This is a genomic window from Bacillus sp. MYb78 (assembly GCF_002975115.1).
GTDB classification, from domain to species: Bacteria; Bacillota; Bacilli; order Bacillales; family Bacillaceae_G; genus Bacillus_A; species Bacillus_A cereus.
In genome coordinates, this window is record NZ_PCOB01000002.1 from 577,424 (window position 1) to 593,875 (window position 16,452).

Sequence of the window (16,452 nt, forward strand, 5' to 3'; positions counted from 1 at the left end):
CATACAATATGCAATAAGGGGGAAGAAGGTTAGTTTTTGAAGGGAAAACCTAAACTAAAGATGGATTTTACTTGTAGATTTCGATATAATGTAGACTTGACTGATTTGTGCGCGCAGTAGAAATTTAGAAAGAAGGTGTAACTTATGACACAACAAACTTTTACACAGTATGATTTTAAACCATTTTTAATAGATGCAGTTCGTGAACTACGCTTTACAGAGCCGACAGGAATTCAGCAGAAAATTTTCCCGGTCGTGAAAAAAGGTGTAAGTGTAATTGGACAATCCCAAACAGGTTCTGGGAAAACACATGCATACTTACTTCCTACATTGAACAGAATTAATGCAAGCCGTGAAGAAGTACAACTTGTTATTACAGCACCTACTCGTGAGTTAGCACAACAAATTTACGAAGAGATTGTGAAATTAACAAAATTCTGTGCGGAAGATCAAATGATTACAGCGCGTTGTTTAATTGGTGGAACTGATAAACAACGTTCAATTGAAAAGTTGAAAAAACAACCTCATATCGTAGTCGGGACACCAGGACGTATTAAAGACTTAGTAGAAGAACAAGCATTATTTGTTCATAAAGCAAATACGATTATTGTCGATGAAGCTGACTTAATGCTTGATATGGGATTCATTCACGATGTAGATAAAATTGCAGCACGCATGCCTAAAAACTTGCAAATGCTAGTTTTCTCTGCAACAATTCCTCAAAAACTAAAACCGTTTCTGAAGAAATATATGGAGAATCCAGAGCATATTCATATCAATCCAAAACAAGTTGCAGCTGGAAACATTGAACACTATTTAGTGCCTTCTAAACATCGTAATAAAATTGATTTAGTGAATAAAATGCTACTTCAATTTAAACCGTATTTAGCAGTTGTTTTCACGAATACGAAAAAAATGGCAGATCAAGTTGCTGATGGATTAATGGAACGCGGCTTAAAAGTTGGACGAATTCACGGGGATTTATCACCACGTGATCGTAAAAAAATGATGAAACAAATTCGTGACCTTGAATTCCAATATATTGTTGCGACTGATTTAGCAGCACGTGGTATTGATATTGAAGGAATTAGCCATGTTATTAACTATGAACTACCATCAGATTTAGATTTCTTCGTTCACCGCGTTGGAAGAACAGCACGTGCGGGGCATTCTGGTATTGCAGTGACGATTTATGATCCAGCAAACGAAGAAGCATTAGATAGCTTAGAAAAACAACGTCATATCGAGTTTAAACATGTAGATTTACGCGGAGATGAGTGGGCGGATTTAGGTGAGCGTCGTCGTCGTAAGAGCCGTAAAAAACCAAATGACGAACTTGATGTTATGGCAACGAAAGTTATTAAAAAACCGAAAAAAGTAAAACCAAACTATAAACGTAAACTTGCAACAGAACGTGACAAAGTGAAGAGAAAATATAGCAATAAAAAAAGATAAGGGGTTTCCCTTATCTTTTTTTAATCCCGCTAATTTAAATAAAGAGTATAGTCTGTTTAAATACTCATATAAATTTGTGTAGTGCGTCTTTTGTGAACAAACAATTCACTACATATTTCTACAAATTATGCTATCATTATATCTATTGTATATTGAAGAGGTGATTGTATGTTAAAGATTGGATCTCATGTTTCCATGAGTGGTAAGAACATGTTATTAGCAGCAAGTGAAGAGGCTGTTTCATACGGTGCAACAACGTTTATGATTTATACAGGTGCACCGCAAAATACACGAAGAAAACCAATTGAAGAATTGAACATAGAAGCAGGAAGAAAACATATGGAGCTGAATGGTATTGAGGAAATTATCGTCCATGCGCCGTATATTATTAATGTTGGGAATACGACGAAGCCAGAAACATTCCAATTAGGTGTAGACTTCCTTCGTATGGAAATTGAAAGAACATCGGCATTAGGTGTAGCGAAACAAATTGTTCTTCACCCAGGAGCGCACGTTGGTGCTGGAGCAGATGCTGGTATTCAACAAATTATTAAAGGGCTTAATGAAGTACTAACGCCAGAACAGACGGTTAACATTGCGTTAGAGACGATGGCAGGAAAAGGAACAGAATGTGGTCGTAGCTTTGAAGAAATTGCAAAGATCATTGATGGCGTAAAATATAATGAAAAGCTATCTGTATGCTTTGATACGTGTCATACGCACGATGCAGGATATGATATTGTAAATGACTTTGACGGTGTATTAAACGAATTTGATAAGATCGTTGGTATAGATCGTTTACAAGTACTTCATATTAATGATAGTAAAAATGTACGCGGAGCAGGAAAAGACCGTCATGAAAACATCGGATTTGGTCACATTGGGTATAAAGCGTTGCATCACATTGTACATCATCCACAGTTAATGCATGTACCAAAAATTCTTGAAACACCGTATGTAGGGGAAGATAAAAAAGATAAGAAGCCACCATACAAATTGGAAATCGAAATGCTGAAAAACGGTACTTTTGATGAAGGGCTTCTTGAAAAAATTAAAGCGCAATAAGGAGGGGATTTCCCCTCCTTATTTTAGTAATTGCTGAAATAATGTATTTACTTGTTGGGCAGTGGCAGGGGAAGTTACTTTTGCGATCTGTTTTAAGAGCTCTAGTCGCTCGTTGTTATCGTAAATATTAATATTTTTACCTTTCATAAGTAAAACGATTTGGTCAGCTTGTGCAGTCGTAATAGAAACTTCATATTCTTTGCTATATTTTAATAACTCTTTTGTAGAAATATGATTTAATTTTTTATTAACAATTTGTTTAATGAGGTTCATCTTGTTATCCTCCTTCACGCGTTCTTCTATCGAAATATATGAGCATATAGCTTGTACATATTCGTATAGAGTTTCTTTTTTCATGAGGAAAAGAAGCGTATGTTATAATATAAGGACAAAACTACAGAAAAAGAGTAAAGGGAGGACCTATGGAGCAAAAGCAACATCGAAAAGAAAGTGTTATTCATCTCATTTATCGTTTAGTTATGATTATTTTTGGGGCAGCATGCGCAGCGGTAGCGATTGAACTATTTTTAATGCCAAATAAAATTATTGATGGTGGAATTATTGGTATTTCTCTTATATTAGATTATCTTACTCCTAATATTTGGTGGTTAAGTTTTTCTACTTTAGTCGTTGTTCTCAATATCCCATTTATGTATTCGGGTTATAAGCAAATTGGAAAAACATTTATGTTATCTTCGGCATTTGGTATTGTAGCGTTAGCATTCATTGAGTCAACGTTACATGCGGTGCCACCGTTTACAACAGAGCCTATTTTAGCGACTGTGTTTGGTGGTCTTATTTTAGGTCTTGGTGTAGGACTTGTAATTCGTCATGGTGGATCGTTAGATGGAACTGAAATTATGGGGATTTTATTAACGAAGAAATTACCGTTCTCTGTTGGTGAATTCGTAATGTTTGTGAACTTATTTATTTTTGCATGGGCAGCATTTGTGTTTGGTGTGGAACAAGCGATGTATTCTGTTATGACGTACTATATTGCATTTAAAACGATCGATACAGTAATTCAAGGGCTAGATGAAACGAAAGCAGTTTTAATTGTATCTGATCAATATGAGGAAGTATCAAATGCGATTTTACATCGACTCGGCCGTGGAACTACAAAGCTTGTAGCAAAAGGTGGTTATACAGATAAAGAAAAAGAAGTTATTTATGCAGTTGTAACGCGTCTAGAAGTGACGAAGTTAAAGTCAATTGTGCATGAAATTGATGAAAATGCGTTTGTTACGATTATGAGCACGCAAGAGACAAATGGTGGTAAGTTTAAATCGGCTATTCACTAAACGTATATAGGAATATTTTTCGAAAGCAGAGAATTTTTCTCTGCTTTTTGTTATAATAGTAAGGTTTCTTGAAAAAATAGATATATTTTAGGCAGATTGGTTTACAACTATAATAAGCTGTACTATAATTCAAATAGATATAAATCGGAATCATTCTGAATTAAAATAGGTGAGATGCTATGAATAATATATTAGAGATTGAAGGTTTAACATTCCGATACGAAGATCGGAATGTGTTAGAAAATATTAATTTGCAAGTTCCGAAGGGAGCTTTTTTAGGTTTAGTGGGACCGAATGGTTCAGGTAAATCAACTTTACTTAAGTGTTTATTAGGCGTTTTAAAGCCAAAAGAAGGAAGCATTCGTGTGTTTGGCGTTGATAGTAAGAAGTTTAAGGAATGGAATAAAGTTGGTTATGTATCTCAAAAAGCAAATAGTTTCAATTCTGGTTTTCCAGCAACTGTTTCTGAAGTTGTGTCAATGGGACTTGTTTCGAAAAAAGGGCTTTTTCGCTTTTTCACAAAAGAGGATAAGAAAAAGGTAGAAAAAGCAATTGCTGATGTAGGGATGAGTGAGTTTCAAGGTCGTAATATTGGAGAGCTTTCTGGTGGACAGCAACAGCGTGTATTTATTGCTCGTGCGCTCGTTAGTGATCCTGAATTGCTTATTTTAGACGAGCCTACTGTTGGAATCGATGTAAAAAATGTGGAAAGTTTTTACGAAATATTAGAGGATTTAAACAAAAGGCTCGGGATCACATTAATTCTTGTTACTCATGATATGGGAGCTGTTACCGAAAAAGTAACACATGTTGCATGCCTAAACCAACATCTACATTTCCATGGAAATGTAGAGAAGTTCCGAGAGTTAGAAGATGCAGAAATGTCCGTCTTATATGGACATCATGTTCATCGTTTAGAACACGAACATGAGCATCACGGGAGGATATAATGATACAAGATTTTTTACAATATGACTTTTTACGTAATTCTTTATCCGCAGGTATTTTAATTGGACTTGTTGCACCGCTAATAGGTGTGTTTGTTGTTATTCGTCGTTTATCTCTTATTGCGGATGCATTAAGTCACGTGACGTTATCAGGTATTGCAGCAAGTTTATTACTTGAAAAAACCATTTTTACAGGTGGATTTTTAAACCCCTTATATATGGGGATGGTTTTTTCAATTGGTGGAGCGCTATTAATCGAAAAGTTAAGAACTGTATATAAGCACTATCAAGAATTAGCAATTCCGATTATCCTTTCGGCAGGGATGGGAGTTGGAGTTATTTTCATTTCACTTGCAAATGGATTTAACACAGACTTATTTAGTTATTTATTTGGTAGTGTCAGTGCTGTAACAAGTACGGATTTAATTATTATTGGGATTGTAGCAATTGTTGTTGTTGCGACAATTATTTTATTATATAAAGAGCTGTTTCTACTATCATTTGATGAGGAATACGCAGTATCAACTGGTTTAAGAGCGAAATGGATTCACTTTATTTTCATTATATTAGTTGCTCTTGTCATTGCAGTATCAATGCGTGTAGTAGGGGTTCTTCTCGTATCATCATTAATGACGTTACCAGTTGCAGCAAGTATTCGTATTGCTAAAGGATTTAAACAAACAATTTTCTTTTCCATTTTATTTGGTGAAATTGCAGTAATTGGTGGAATGTTTGCTTCGTATCAACTTGATCTAGCACCAGGTGGTACAATTGTTATGATAGCAGTTCTTATTTTAATCGGTGCGATTTTATGGAAGAAGAAAAAAACTGCATAAAGTAGGGATAGGTATGAATCTAACAGAAGCTTTACGCCTAATGAAGGAAAAAGGATACAAACATACTGGAAAAAGAGAAGAGATGCTCAGATTATTTGCAGCACATAATCGTTATTTAACTGCGAAAGACGTTTTAGAGCATATGAAAGACGATTATCCAGGGCTTAGTTTTGATACGATTTATCGTAACTTAACAGTTTTTGCTGAGATTGGTGTTTTAGAACAAACGGAATTAAATGGTGAAAAACATTTTCGTTTCACTTGTTCTATTATGGAACATCATCATCATTTTATTTGTTTGGATTGTGGGGGGACGAAAGAGATTACTTCCTGCCCAATGGATTTTATGAATAAAGATTTTACTGGTTATGAAGTAACGGGTCATAAGTTTGAAATATATGGTCGTTGTCCAAAATGTGCAAAGTAAAAGCTCGTCGGTTATATAACTGACGAGCTTTTTTACGTAGAAAAGAAGGTTGCTCACAAATATTGTGGCAACCTTCTTTTTATTGTTCTTGTGTCTCTTTTTCTTTTTCTCGTTCAGCAGCCATTTCAGCAGCAATTACGTCGATTTCTTTTTTCAGTTCTTCTACCATTGTTTCTTCTGGTACTTTACGAACGACTTGCCCTTTACGGAATAATAATCCCTCTCCACGTGCACCAGCAATACCGATATCAGCTTCACGAGCTTCACCAGGACCATTTACAGCGCAACCAAGTACTGCAACTTTAATTGGTACTTGAAGTGTAGAGATGTATTCTTCCACTTCGTTAGCGATGCTAATTAAATCGATTTCAATACGACCACAAGTTGGACAAGAGATAAGTGTCGCTGCGTTAGAAGCAAGACCGAATGATTTTAATAATTCACGAGCAACTTTTACTTCTTCAACTGGATCAGCACTTAATGAAATACGTAGTGTATTTCCGATGCCTTTACTTAAGATTGCTCCAAGACCAGCGGCACTTTTTACAGTTCCAGCAAACAATGTTCCAGATTCTGTAATACCTAAATGTAATGGGTAATCAAAAGCGCGAGCAGCTTTCTCGTATGCTTCGATTGCTAAGTTAACATCAGAGGCTTTCATAGATACGATAATATCGTGGAAATCTAAGTCCTCTAAAATTTTAATATGATGTAGCGCGCTCTCAACCATACCATCTGCAGTTGGGTACCCGTATTTTTCTAAAATGTGACGCTCTAATGAACCAGCGTTTACACCAATACGGATTGGAATACCGCGCTCTTTTGCTGCATTTACAACAGCTTCTACTTTATGGCGACGACCAATATTACCTGGATTGATACGTACTTTATCGATGCCACCTTCAATTGCTTTTAAAGCAAGGCGATAATCAAAATGAATATCAGCAACAAGTGGAATGTTGATTTGTTTTTTTATATCAGCAATAGCATCTGCTGCGCGTTCATCTGGAACGGCAACACGGACGACTTGACAGCCAGCTTCTTCTAAACGCTTGATTTCAGCAACTGTTGCTTCAACATCATGTGTTTTTGTTGTTGTCATACTTTGTATAATTAATTCATTATTACCGCCGATTGTTAAATTACCGACTTTAACTGGACGTGTTTTTGTACGATGAGTCATTTCATTCACGAATAGATCGCTCTCCTTATAAAAGAAGTTTCTTATTTAGTCCCTCATATCAATAATAGTATACGTGATATAGGGCTATAGAAACCGAAGTGCTCGGTTTCACTTTTACTATTGTATCAGCGCCTTTATGTAATTGACAAGGATTAAGTGATGGCTTATTGATATAACGGGAATTTATAAGACTTTCCAATTTGTATTTTTGTAGCAGATGTACTTTTGTTTAATTGTTTAAAGTCGTCAATGACTTTTTCTATGGAAGGAATTTTTTTCTTGTTAATTTGTTCTGTAATAGAAAGAACTGTCTCGCCAGTTTTTACTTCAATTGTTTTATAAGATGTATCCGTTTCTTTTTCTGTTTTATTCTCTTTATTTTGTTGGCTGTCTGTGTTTTCTTTTTTTATCGTTTGGGCAGCAGTTGTTTTTTTATATGAACTTAACATCGGTAAAGTACCGATTTTTATATCGTAATAAAATATATAACCGAGAACAAGCACGAATAGGAATATACCTAACCTCTTCATATTCTTCACTCCTTTGCTAGGAATATATGCTTGTCCAAAAAAAAAATGCCTATTTAGGCATTTTTTTATTTTTCTTTCGGTTGGGGTACCTCTTTAATCGTTAAGTATAGAACGATTAAAACAACAGCGATATAAATGAATGTTGCCCCAGGTACGACGATTTTGAATAAATCCATAATCATGAAGAAAATGGTTGGGATTGTGTAGCTGTATGCAGTTAGTGTCCAAACTTGTTTATAGGATAGTTTACGTTGACCGCTCATAGCAGAACCGATGAACGCAAGTAAAGTCACGCCTACAAAAGTGATGAATAATTGGAATAGGTACACTAAGAATCCAATAACAAATAATAAAATTGGATAAATATTATCGAATAAAGAAATAAATTCTTGTAGATCTTTTTTCTCAAGAGATGCACCTAACAAATCGTTATAAGAATACGTTTGTGTTTGACCATTTCCCATAGAGACTACTTTATCTTTTAAAACAAATAAACCTGTTTTATTTTGATATTTTTCTAGGTCTGTTGAATTTGGATCAAATACGAAAAGTGCATTTCCTTCTTCTTTTTCAATAGGCTGATCAATATCGGCTTTTAGTTCGCCATTTTCAATTTTAAAATCAGGTAAATCTTTATCGATGACTTGATTTACCATGCCTACACCATCTTGGATAAAACTACCGTACAAAAAAGTTCTTGGAATAGTAGTAATTAAGCAAAGTAGCATAATATACAAAATGGTTTTACCGATTTTTTGAAAACGGAATAGCGCCATATCTTTAGGCGAGTATATGCTTTTTACGAATTGGGTAAATATGGACATAGATTCACTTCCTTTATGTATGTATAAAATCATTGTAACGTAGGAATCTAGAGAATCTCAAGATATATTATATTTACATATAGTGGAGATAACTAAATTTCTTTTTATTAACTTTCTTCTTTTAAATAAGAAAAATACAATTGACACTTTTCTTTTCTATATGGTAAATTTATCTTATCTTTCTTAAAGGGCATATCCGATAGGAATTCCTTTATTTGATATGTTGTTACATACATAATTGTGGACCCTTAGCTCAGCTGGTTAGAGCAGACGGCTCATAACCGTCCGGTCGTAGGTTCGAGTCCTACAGGGTCCATATCCATTTCGCATGTTTATTATGTTAGCAGGAAGCTTCCTTGTAGAAGGAAGCTTTTTTTACGGAATATATGAGCATTTTAATTGAAAAGAAGTGGGAATTTTGCTACTTTAATGATAGCAAGACAATGTGATTTATTTGTTTGCACCCTATGGCAATTAGGGTAGAATGAAGTTGTATGTCACTTAAGTGGCAATACATAAACTGGGAGGAATATAACAATGGCAAAACACGAATTACCAAATTTACCTTATGCGTATGATGCTTTAGAGCCTCACTTGGACAAAGAAACAATGAACATCCATCATACAAAACATCACAACACGTACATTACAAACTTAAACGCTGCTTTAGAAGGTCATGCAGAATTAGCTGACAAAAGCGTAGAAGAATTAGTTGCAAACTTAAACGAAGTACCAGAAGCAATCCGTACAGCAGTACGTAACAATGGTGGCGGACATGCTAACCATACATTCTTCTGGACAATCCTATCTCCAAACGGCGGAGGACAACCTGTAGGTGAACTTGCAACTGCAATTGAAGCAAAATTCGGTAGCTTCGATGCATTCAAAGAAGAATTCGCAAAAGCTGGCGCAACTCGCTTCGGTTCTGGTTGGGCTTGGTTAGTAGTAAACAATGGTGAGTTAGAAGTAACAAGCACTCCAAACCAAGATTCTCCTTTAACTGAAGGTAAAACTCCAGTTATCGGTTTAGATGTTTGGGAGCATGCTTACTACTTAAACTACCAAAACCGTCGTCCAGACTACATCGGCGCATTCTGGAACGTTGTAGATTGGAACGCTGCTGAAAAACGTTACCAAGAAGCAAAATAATCGTAATAAATATAGAAAAAGCTAGGGGAGAGCTCCTAGCTTTTTTCTATGCTTTCCTTTTACATAATTGGGCTTGTCTTTGGAAGACTAGAACATGAAGTAAAGGAGAGTTGTGTATGAAATGGAAACATATAATTGGTGACGTTGAAGTGAATCGGGATTTAGTGTTATTGCTCCTTATAGGAGGTTTATACACGCTCGCAATTTCTTTATCGAATACGTTTGTAAATATTTATTTATGGAAACAAACACAAAATTATGTGAATCTTGGCTTGTATAATTTGGCCAGCGTTATATTACAGCCTCTCACATTTCTTGTAGGGGGAAAATTAGCGAAACGTATCGATCGCTCGATTTTATTACGAATAGGAGTAGGGACGCTCGCAATTTTTTTTATTGTTGTCTTAGTAGCGGGGAAAAGTGCTTCTCAGTATATTTTATTAATGGGGGCTCTTTTAGGAGTAGGATACGGTTTTTACTGGTTGGCTTTTAACTTATTGACATTTGAAATTACAGAACCAGAAACAAGAGATTTCTTTAATGGGTTTCTTGGACTTCTTACATCCTTCTCTGGGATGATCGGACCAATAGCAGCAGGATACACAATTTCACGTATGGAGAAATGGAGTGGTTATACTGTTATATTCTTTCTTTCATTAGTTCTATTTGCAATTGCTGTCGTCTTAAGCTTCTTTTTATCTAAAAGAGAATGTGAAGGGCGTTATGAAATCGTGCAAGTATTGAAAGAACGACGGATTGATAAAAATTGGGGAAAGATTACACGAGCTCATTTTTTCCAAGGATTGAGAGAAGGAACGTTTATTTTTGTCATTTCAGTATATGTTTATTTAGCAACTAATAGTGAGTTTGCATTAGGGAAATATAGTTTAGTGAACTCTGCTGTATCCTTTGTATGTTATTACTTAGTTGCTCGTATGTTAAAGAAGGAGTGGCGAAAAAAAGCAATTTTACTTGGAGGCATTATTTTATATGCTGTCGTCTTTTTAGTTATTTTCAATGTTACATACACGAAATTACTTATTTATGCGGCATGTATTGCGATTGCATATCCTATTTTACTTGTTCCGTATGGATCAATGACATATGACGTAATTGGTAGAGCGAAAAATGCGAGAGAATGGCGTGTGGAATATGTCGTTGTTCGGGAGCTATGGTTAAACGCCGGAAGAATCTGTTCCATTTTAAGTTTTTTATGTGCTGTACTATTCTTTCCACCTGAAAAAAGTTTACCTTACTTATTATGTATTTTAGGTGCTGGACATTTTCTTATTTATTTTGCAGTTAAAAATGTCAAATATGATGAGGGAAATGCGAGTAAAGCAAGTGTTGTAACGCAAGGGAACGCGCAAAACCAAACTGAACCAGAAGGTTAACTTCTCGTTTGTTTTATGCTAGAATAGAAAAAGATGTAAGACAGCAGTGAGGACACCTGTATGAAGGTGTCCCTTTCACATTACATAGCTGTTGGTAGAGGGGGTTTGTATGAGCAAGAAACAGAAGCAAAATAAGAAAAAGACCCACGTTCCTTTTCGGTTAAACGTGCTGTTTTTCTGCGTGTTTTTAATGTTCTCCGCGGTTATTGTAAGGCTCGGATATGTACAAATTGTTCGTGGTGAAGAATATAAGAATGAAGTGGAGAAGAAAGAAAACTCAACGATAAGTAATCCTGTACCGCGTGGGAAAATATTTGACCGTTATGGGCGAGCTGTAGTAGATAATGTAGCCATTCGTACTATTACATTTACAAAAATGAAAGGATCAACTGCAGAAGATCGCTTAGAAACAGCGAAAAAGCTAGCAGATTTGATTGAAGTACCGACAGATAAATTAACGGATCGCGATAAAAAGGATTATTGGCTTGCTATGCATAAAGAGGAAGCTAAAGAAAAAATTACGAATAAAGATCGTCAAGAGTTTAAAGATAAAAAAATTGATGATAAAGAATTAGACGAGCGCCAGCGAAGTCGTGTAACAGAAGAAGAGGTTAATCAATTATCCGCAAAAGATCTAGAAATACTAGCGATTAAGAGTAAGATGGATGGCGGATATGCAATGACACCTCAAGTTATTAAAAAGGATGCTACAGAAAAGGAATATTCGATTATTAGTGAAAACTTAGCAGCATTACCAGGTGTAGATACGAATGTTGATTGGGATCGAAAATATACGTACGATGATTTATTCCGAAGTGTACTTGGTGGGGTGTCGACATCTGATGAAGGCTTACCTAGAGAAAGACTAGATTACTATCTTGTTCGTGATTATAATCGAAATGACCGAGTAGGAAAAAGTTATCTTGAGCAACAGTATGAAGATAGCCTACACGGTACGAAAGCAGAAGTTAGAAATGTTACAGATAAAAACGGTAATATTTTAGAAACGATTAATGTATCAAAAGGACAAAGTGGTAATGACCTGAACTTAACAATTGATATGGAATTACAAAAGCGCGTGGAAGATATTCTTGCGAAGAATTTAATGAGGTTTAAAGGAAGCGAACCTCTTTTAGATCGCGCATTCGTTGTAATGATGAACCCAAAAAATGGCGAAGTTTTATCTATGGCGGGGAAACAATTAGTTAACGAAGATGGTCAAACGAAAGTAAATGACTTTGCATTAGGTACCATGACAAGTTCTTATCCGATGGGATCAACTGTAAAAGGTGCAACAGTACTTACTGGATATCAAACTGGGGCGATTCAACCAGGATCGGTGCAATTGGATGAACCAATTAAATTAAAAGGTACACCTACGAAGTCGTCTTGGAAAACGATGGGATACATTAATGACCTTACAGCTTTAAAAATGTCTTCTAACGTTTATATGTTTAAAACAGCGATGAATATCGCCGGTGTTCAGTATGTGAGAGGTGGTACGTTAGATATACCTCAAAAAGCATTTGATACGATGCGTTATTATTTCGGACAGTTTGGACTCGGTGTAAAAACAGGAATTGATTTACCGAATGAATCTGCTGGTCAGATGGGTAGAAGTAGTCAACCAGGTTTCTTACTAGATTTATCAATTGGACAGTATGATACGTATACACCGCTTCAATTAGCGCAATATATTTCGACGATTGCCAATGGCGGATATCGTATGCAACCACAAGTTGTAAAAGAAATTCGTCAACCGGCAGTGAAACCGGATGAAGTTGGGAAAGTTGTTCAATCTATGGAACCGAAAGTATTAAATCGTGTTGATATGCCAGAATCGCAAATTAAACGTGTTCAAGAAGGATTTAGACAAGTGTATAATGATTCAGGTGGTACAGCTACAAAATACTTTACAGGTGCAAAATATAAAGCGGCAGGGAAGACAGGTACCGCGCAAACTGTGTATGGCGGAGATAAAGAGATTGGTAGAAAGGCAAACGGTGAACGTGTGGAAACATATAACTTAACATTAGTAGGTTATGCGCCACTTGAAGATCCAGAAGTAGCATTCTCTGTTGTCGTTCCGTGGGTACATGATGATAAGACTGGTATTAATGGATATATTGGTCGTGAAATTATGGACGCTTACTTTGATTTGAAAAACAAAGAAGTAAATGGTGAAGCTCCAAAAGATGATAAAGACAATAAAAATAAAGAGCAAGATGATGAATAAAAAAGTTGTAAAAAAGCACACTATCTGAAAAGATAGTGTGCTTTTTTTTATGGTTTATACATATCGTGTAATAAATGTGGACAAGTATACAACATTGAAAAAAAATGCGGCCGTATAAATGATACTTGTATATGGTGGGATAGGGGATAAATATTTTATAGGGAAATCATCAGAGGAAATGAATAGCTACTACTGAATTAAAATTGTACAGTATGTTGATTTATGTGGAACTTTACAAAACTTTTACAAACAATTAAAACCGAATTAATAGTTTAGCAGTATTCTTATATCTGTAATCCTGTTATTTCCGGTTACTTCTAGGAGGAAGAACACGTGAAATGGATGCGTACACCGATTATAATTTTCGTACTATCGATATGGTTCCTCTGTTTTGAAATGTCTACTGCATTTGCTTTAAATGATATGGGAGAAGTGAGAGTTGATGGATCCTCAACGGTTTTTCCTATTATAGAAGCAGTAGCGGAGGAATATACAAAGGTGCATCCAGACGTGAAAATTTCCATCAGTGTTTCTGGAACTGGAGGAGGATTTAATCGTTTCAGTAAAGGAGAAGTAGATATAAATAATGCTTCGAGAGTAATGAAACAAGTCGAGAAAAATGAGATGAAGAAAAACTCTATTCAGTTCACACCTTTTGAGGTCGCTAACGATGGTCTTACAATTGTTGTGAATCGGCACAATACATGGGTAGACGATATGTCAGTAGACGAGTTACGTTTACTGTGGAGTGAAGATGGAAGAGAGAAGCGATGGTCACAAATTCATTCAACATGGCCACGTGAACAAGTGAAGTTTTATGCACCAGGCGTAGACTCTGGTACTTATGATTATTTTCAAAATGTCATCTTACAAAATCATCGCATTGTAAAAAAAGTCTCTTTGTCTGAAGATGATCAAGTTATTATGCAAGGGGTAATGAATGATAAACATGCCATTGCTTTTGTAGGATATGCTTATTATATGGCTAATCGAGATAAGGTGAAAGCAATAAAAGTGAATGGTGTATTTCCGACGAAAGAGACCATTCAGTCAGGGAAGTATAAGCCGTTATCTAGGCCGCTACTTACTTATGTGAATAATGCATCTATCCGAAATAAAATGAATGTAGCAAACTATGTTGAGTTTATGATTCAGCATGTTGGTAACCTCGCTGAAGAGGTCGGGTATGTAAAATTACGAAAAGAAAAATACAATGAACAGCTGCGTATGTTAACAGAAATAATAAGGTAATGTCAGGGTGGAAAGGGGTTTTCATCTTTGGCTCATAATGACAAAAGTCAAATTACATTTTCTGTACAACATTTGATTGAAAGAAATACAAAACAAAGAAAAAAAACGCAGCGAATCAATCGAATAATGCCTTTGTTACTAAAAATAATTGCTAGCGTTTCTATTGTTACGACACTTGGAATTGTTTTTACGCTCTCTAATGAAACAATCATGTTTTTTCAAAAAATATCATTGTACTCCTTTTTGACGGAGAAAGAATGGTTACCGTTTTTTGAAAATCCTAAATTCGGTATATTACCACTTATATGTGGAACGTTCCTTGTAACAGCAATTGCTATGTTTGTAGCAATTCCTATTGGTTTAGCGTGTGCCGTATTTTTAAGCGAATATGCTTCAAATAGTGCACGGAAAATATTAAAGCCGATGTTAGAGCTATTAGCAGGTATCCCGACAATTGTATATGGTTTTTTTGCATTAACAATTGTTACGCCGCTTTTACAAAGGATTATACCAGATTTACAGTTTTTTAATGCGATTAGCCCAGGAATCGTTATCGGATTTATGATGATGCCTACAGTTGCATCTCTATCTGAAGACGCGATGAGAGCTGTGGCGAAAGGGACGAAAGAAGCTTCATTAGCACTCGGAGCGACGCGGTTTGAAATGGTAAAACAAGTGGTGTTTCCGTCCGCTTTTACAGGGATTATGGCAGCAATTATATTAGCGGCTTCGCGTGCAATTGGTGAAACGATGATTGTTGTAATTGCGGCAGGATCCACACCAAATGTATCGCTTGATCCGACACATTCTATTCAAACGTTAACAGCCTATATTGTGCAAGTAAGTTTAGGTGATGCTCCGCATGGAACGATTACGTATTACAGCATGTATGTTGTAGGTGCAACATTATTTTTGTTTACTTTTATTATGAACATCATTTCGCAGTCAATTATGCGCCGTTTTAGGAGGATGACATAATATGCGGATGTTGAATCATAAAAAAATACAAAAAAATATGGCATCACGCTTTTTAAAAGATCGAATTTACAAATTGTTATTTTATATAGCAATTTTATTTTCAATCGTAATTTTGTTTGTGTTACTGTTTCAAATTGTTGAAAAAGGTATAAGCTATCTTTCAATAGATTTCTTTACAAATTTCGCTTCACGTAATCCGAAAGAAGCTGGTATTGCTGCAGCTTTGTCAGGGACAATATTATTTATGAGTATTGTTATACCTGTTTCTTTTATATTTGGAGTTGGAACAGCTCTTTATTTAGAGCAATATGCGAAGGAATCTCTATTTAAAAATATAGTAGAGATTAATAATCAAACGTTAGCAGGAGTACCATCCGTTGTATTTGGATTGCTTGGTTTAACTATTTTTGTATATGCTCTTCATTTAGGAGAGAGTATAGTTGCAGCAGCACTGACGATGAGTTTACTCGTCTTACCAACAGTTGTTGTGGCGAGTCAAGAAGCAATCCGATCAGTACCAAGTGCATTATTAGAGGGTTCTTACGGATTAGGTGCTACGAAGTGGCAAACGATGTATCAAATTGTATTGCCATATGCTTTCCCGGGGATTATAACGGGCTGTACGTTAGCGATATCAAGAGCAATTGGAGAAGCAGCACCACTATTAGTTATTGGGGCACTTGCGTTTGCAAATTATGTTCCATTTAGTATGTTTGATAGATTTACAGTTTTACCAATTCAAATTTTTAATTGGATGAGTAGGCCACAAGAAGAATTTCAGCATGTAGCAGCAGCTGGGATGATTGTTTTGTTAGGTTTGTTGCTATTTATCAATATATTTGTTTTATGGTTACGAAATCGAAAATAAGTTGGAAG

At 35.7% G+C, this 16,452-nt stretch carries 16 protein-coding genes and 1 tRNA gene; 13 read left to right on the top strand and 4 right to left on the bottom strand.

Annotation, left to right across the window (positions count from 1 at the left end; translation table 11 throughout):
- Positions 1–144 precede the first annotated feature (144 nt).
- Together CQ064_RS06990 and CQ064_RS06995 are read left to right on the top strand one after the other, a co-directional pair.
- Complete coding sequence (locus CQ064_RS06990; RefSeq protein WP_000194023.1) at positions 145–1,455, top strand: DEAD/DEAH box helicase; 1,311 nt, start codon at positions 145–147, stop codon at positions 1,453–1,455.
- 168 nt (positions 1,456–1,623) lie between these two features.
- Entirely contained in the window at positions 1,624–2,520 is an 897-nt protein-coding gene (locus CQ064_RS06995; protein WP_000912471.1) for a deoxyribonuclease IV, read from the top strand.
- 18 nt (positions 2,521–2,538) lie between these two features.
- Here the strand turns inward: CQ064_RS06995 and CQ064_RS07000 are convergent, their stop codons facing one another.
- On the bottom strand, positions 2,539–2,793 hold the full coding sequence (locus CQ064_RS07000; RefSeq protein ID WP_001048958.1) for a DUF2624 domain-containing protein: 255 nt from the start codon (positions 2,791–2,793) through the stop codon (positions 2,539–2,541).
- 149 nt (positions 2,794–2,942) lie between these two features.
- Here CQ064_RS07000 and CQ064_RS07005 point away from each other — a divergent pair, with 149 nt between their 5' ends.
- The 4 genes from CQ064_RS07005 to CQ064_RS07020 all read left to right on the top strand — a co-directional run bounded on the left by CQ064_RS07005 (position 2,943) and on the right by CQ064_RS07020 (position 6,031).
- Positions 2,943–3,821: a YitT family protein gene (locus CQ064_RS07005; RefSeq protein WP_000435960.1), complete on the top strand. Its 879-nt coding sequence runs from the start codon at positions 2,943–2,945 to the stop codon at positions 3,819–3,821.
- 179 nt (positions 3,822–4,000) lie between these two features.
- Positions 4,001–4,771 carry a metal ABC transporter ATP-binding protein gene (locus CQ064_RS07010; RefSeq protein ID WP_001059662.1) on the top strand — a complete coding sequence of 257 codons (771 nt, stop codon included), beginning with the start codon at positions 4,001–4,003 and terminating at the stop codon, positions 4,769–4,771.
- Positions 4,771–5,604 (top strand): metal ABC transporter permease, encoded by an 834-nt coding sequence (locus CQ064_RS07015; RefSeq protein WP_000613812.1) that lies wholly within the window; start codon positions 4,771–4,773, stop codon positions 5,602–5,604. The genes CQ064_RS07010 and CQ064_RS07015 overlap by 1 nt, the downstream gene beginning before the upstream one ends.
- Before the next feature lie 13 nt (positions 5,605–5,617).
- Positions 5,618–6,031, top strand: coding sequence for a Fur family transcriptional regulator (locus CQ064_RS07020; protein ID WP_001054516.1), 414 nt, complete (start codon positions 5,618–5,620; stop codon positions 6,029–6,031).
- 79 nt (positions 6,032–6,110) lie between these two features.
- Here the strand turns inward: CQ064_RS07020 and ispG are convergent, their stop codons facing one another.
- The 3 genes from ispG to yqgB all read right to left on the bottom strand — a co-directional run bounded on the left by ispG (position 6,111) and on the right by yqgB (position 8,568).
- Positions 6,111–7,214, bottom strand: coding sequence for a flavodoxin-dependent (E)-4-hydroxy-3-methylbut-2-enyl-diphosphate synthase (gene ispG, locus CQ064_RS07025; RefSeq protein ID WP_153578351.1), 1,104 nt, complete (start codon positions 7,212–7,214; stop codon positions 6,111–6,113).
- Between the two features lie 164 nt (positions 7,215–7,378).
- Positions 7,379–7,744, bottom strand: a complete 366-nt coding sequence (gene yqfZ / locus CQ064_RS07030) for a protein YqfZ (RefSeq protein ID WP_000825415.1) — start codon at positions 7,742–7,744, stop codon at positions 7,379–7,381.
- Positions 7,745–7,809: 65 nt separating this feature from the next.
- Positions 7,810–8,568 carry a protein YqgB gene (yqgB, locus tag CQ064_RS07035; protein WP_000021895.1) on the bottom strand — a complete coding sequence of 253 codons (759 nt, stop codon included), beginning with the start codon at positions 8,566–8,568 and terminating at the stop codon, positions 7,810–7,812.
- Positions 8,569–8,810: 242 nt separating this feature from the next.
- Between yqgB and CQ064_RS07040 the strand changes: the two genes are divergently transcribed.
- The 7 genes from CQ064_RS07040 (at position 8,811) to pstA (ending at position 16,444) form a co-directional block, all read left to right on the top strand.
- Positions 8,811–8,884 (top strand) — tRNA-Ile (locus CQ064_RS07040).
- A 221-nt stretch (positions 8,885–9,105) separates the two neighbouring features.
- Positions 9,106–9,717, top strand: a complete 612-nt coding sequence (gene sodA, locus CQ064_RS07045; protein ID WP_001052040.1) for a superoxide dismutase [Mn] — start codon at positions 9,106–9,108, stop codon at positions 9,715–9,717.
- A 116-nt stretch (positions 9,718–9,833) separates the two neighbouring features.
- Positions 9,834–11,111, top strand: coding sequence for an MFS transporter (locus CQ064_RS07050; RefSeq protein WP_000871362.1), 1,278 nt, complete (start codon positions 9,834–9,836; stop codon positions 11,109–11,111).
- A gap of 109 nt (positions 11,112–11,220) precedes the next feature.
- On the top strand, positions 11,221–13,347 hold the full coding sequence (locus CQ064_RS07055; protein ID WP_000038977.1) for a peptidoglycan D,D-transpeptidase FtsI family protein: 2,127 nt from the start codon (positions 11,221–11,223) through the stop codon (positions 13,345–13,347).
- Positions 13,348–13,689: 342 nt separating this feature from the next.
- Complete coding sequence (locus tag CQ064_RS07060) at positions 13,690–14,598, top strand: PstS family phosphate ABC transporter substrate-binding protein (protein WP_153596372.1); 909 nt, start codon at positions 13,690–13,692, stop codon at positions 14,596–14,598.
- Positions 14,599–14,625: 27 nt separating this feature from the next.
- Complete coding sequence (pstC, locus tag CQ064_RS07065; protein ID WP_000940905.1) at positions 14,626–15,576, top strand: phosphate ABC transporter permease subunit PstC; 951 nt, start codon at positions 14,626–14,628, stop codon at positions 15,574–15,576.
- 1 nt (position 15,577) lies between these two features.
- Positions 15,578–16,444 carry a phosphate ABC transporter permease PstA gene (pstA, locus tag CQ064_RS07070; RefSeq protein WP_001242561.1) on the top strand — a complete coding sequence of 289 codons (867 nt, stop codon included), beginning with the start codon at positions 15,578–15,580 and terminating at the stop codon, positions 16,442–16,444.
- Positions 16,445–16,452 lie beyond the last annotated feature (8 nt).

Coding starts and splice junctions, on each gene's coding strand:
- CQ064_RS06990 (WP_000194023.1), top strand. CDS start 145: ATGACACAACAAACTTTTACACAGTATGATTTTAAACCATTTTTAATA.
- CQ064_RS06995 (WP_000912471.1), top strand. CDS start 1,624: ATGTTAAAGATTGGATCTCATGTTTCCATGAGTGGTAAGAACATGTTA.
- CQ064_RS07000 (WP_001048958.1), bottom strand. CDS start 2,793: ATGAACCTCATTAAACAAATTGTTAATAAAAAATTAAATCATATTTCT.
- CQ064_RS07005 (WP_000435960.1), top strand. CDS start 2,943: ATGGAGCAAAAGCAACATCGAAAAGAAAGTGTTATTCATCTCATTTAT.
- CQ064_RS07010 (WP_001059662.1), top strand. CDS start 4,001: ATGAATAATATATTAGAGATTGAAGGTTTAACATTCCGATACGAAGAT.
- CQ064_RS07015 (WP_000613812.1), top strand. CDS start 4,771: ATGATACAAGATTTTTTACAATATGACTTTTTACGTAATTCTTTATCC.
- CQ064_RS07020 (WP_001054516.1), top strand. CDS start 5,618: ATGAATCTAACAGAAGCTTTACGCCTAATGAAGGAAAAAGGATACAAA.
- ispG (WP_153578351.1), bottom strand. CDS start 7,214: ATGACTCATCGTACAAAAACACGTCCAGTTAAAGTCGGTAATTTAACA.
- yqfZ (WP_000825415.1), bottom strand. CDS start 7,744: ATGAAGAGGTTAGGTATATTCCTATTCGTGCTTGTTCTCGGTTATATA.
- yqgB (WP_000021895.1), bottom strand. CDS start 8,568: ATGTCCATATTTACCCAATTCGTAAAAAGCATATACTCGCCTAAAGAT.
- sodA (WP_001052040.1), top strand. CDS start 9,106: ATGGCAAAACACGAATTACCAAATTTACCTTATGCGTATGATGCTTTA.
- CQ064_RS07050 (WP_000871362.1), top strand. CDS start 9,834: ATGAAATGGAAACATATAATTGGTGACGTTGAAGTGAATCGGGATTTA.
- CQ064_RS07055 (WP_000038977.1), top strand. CDS start 11,221: ATGAGCAAGAAACAGAAGCAAAATAAGAAAAAGACCCACGTTCCTTTT.
- CQ064_RS07060 (WP_153596372.1), top strand. CDS start 13,690: ATGCGTACACCGATTATAATTTTCGTACTATCGATATGGTTCCTCTGT.
- pstA (WP_001242561.1), top strand. CDS start 15,578: ATGCGGATGTTGAATCATAAAAAAATACAAAAAAATATGGCATCACGC.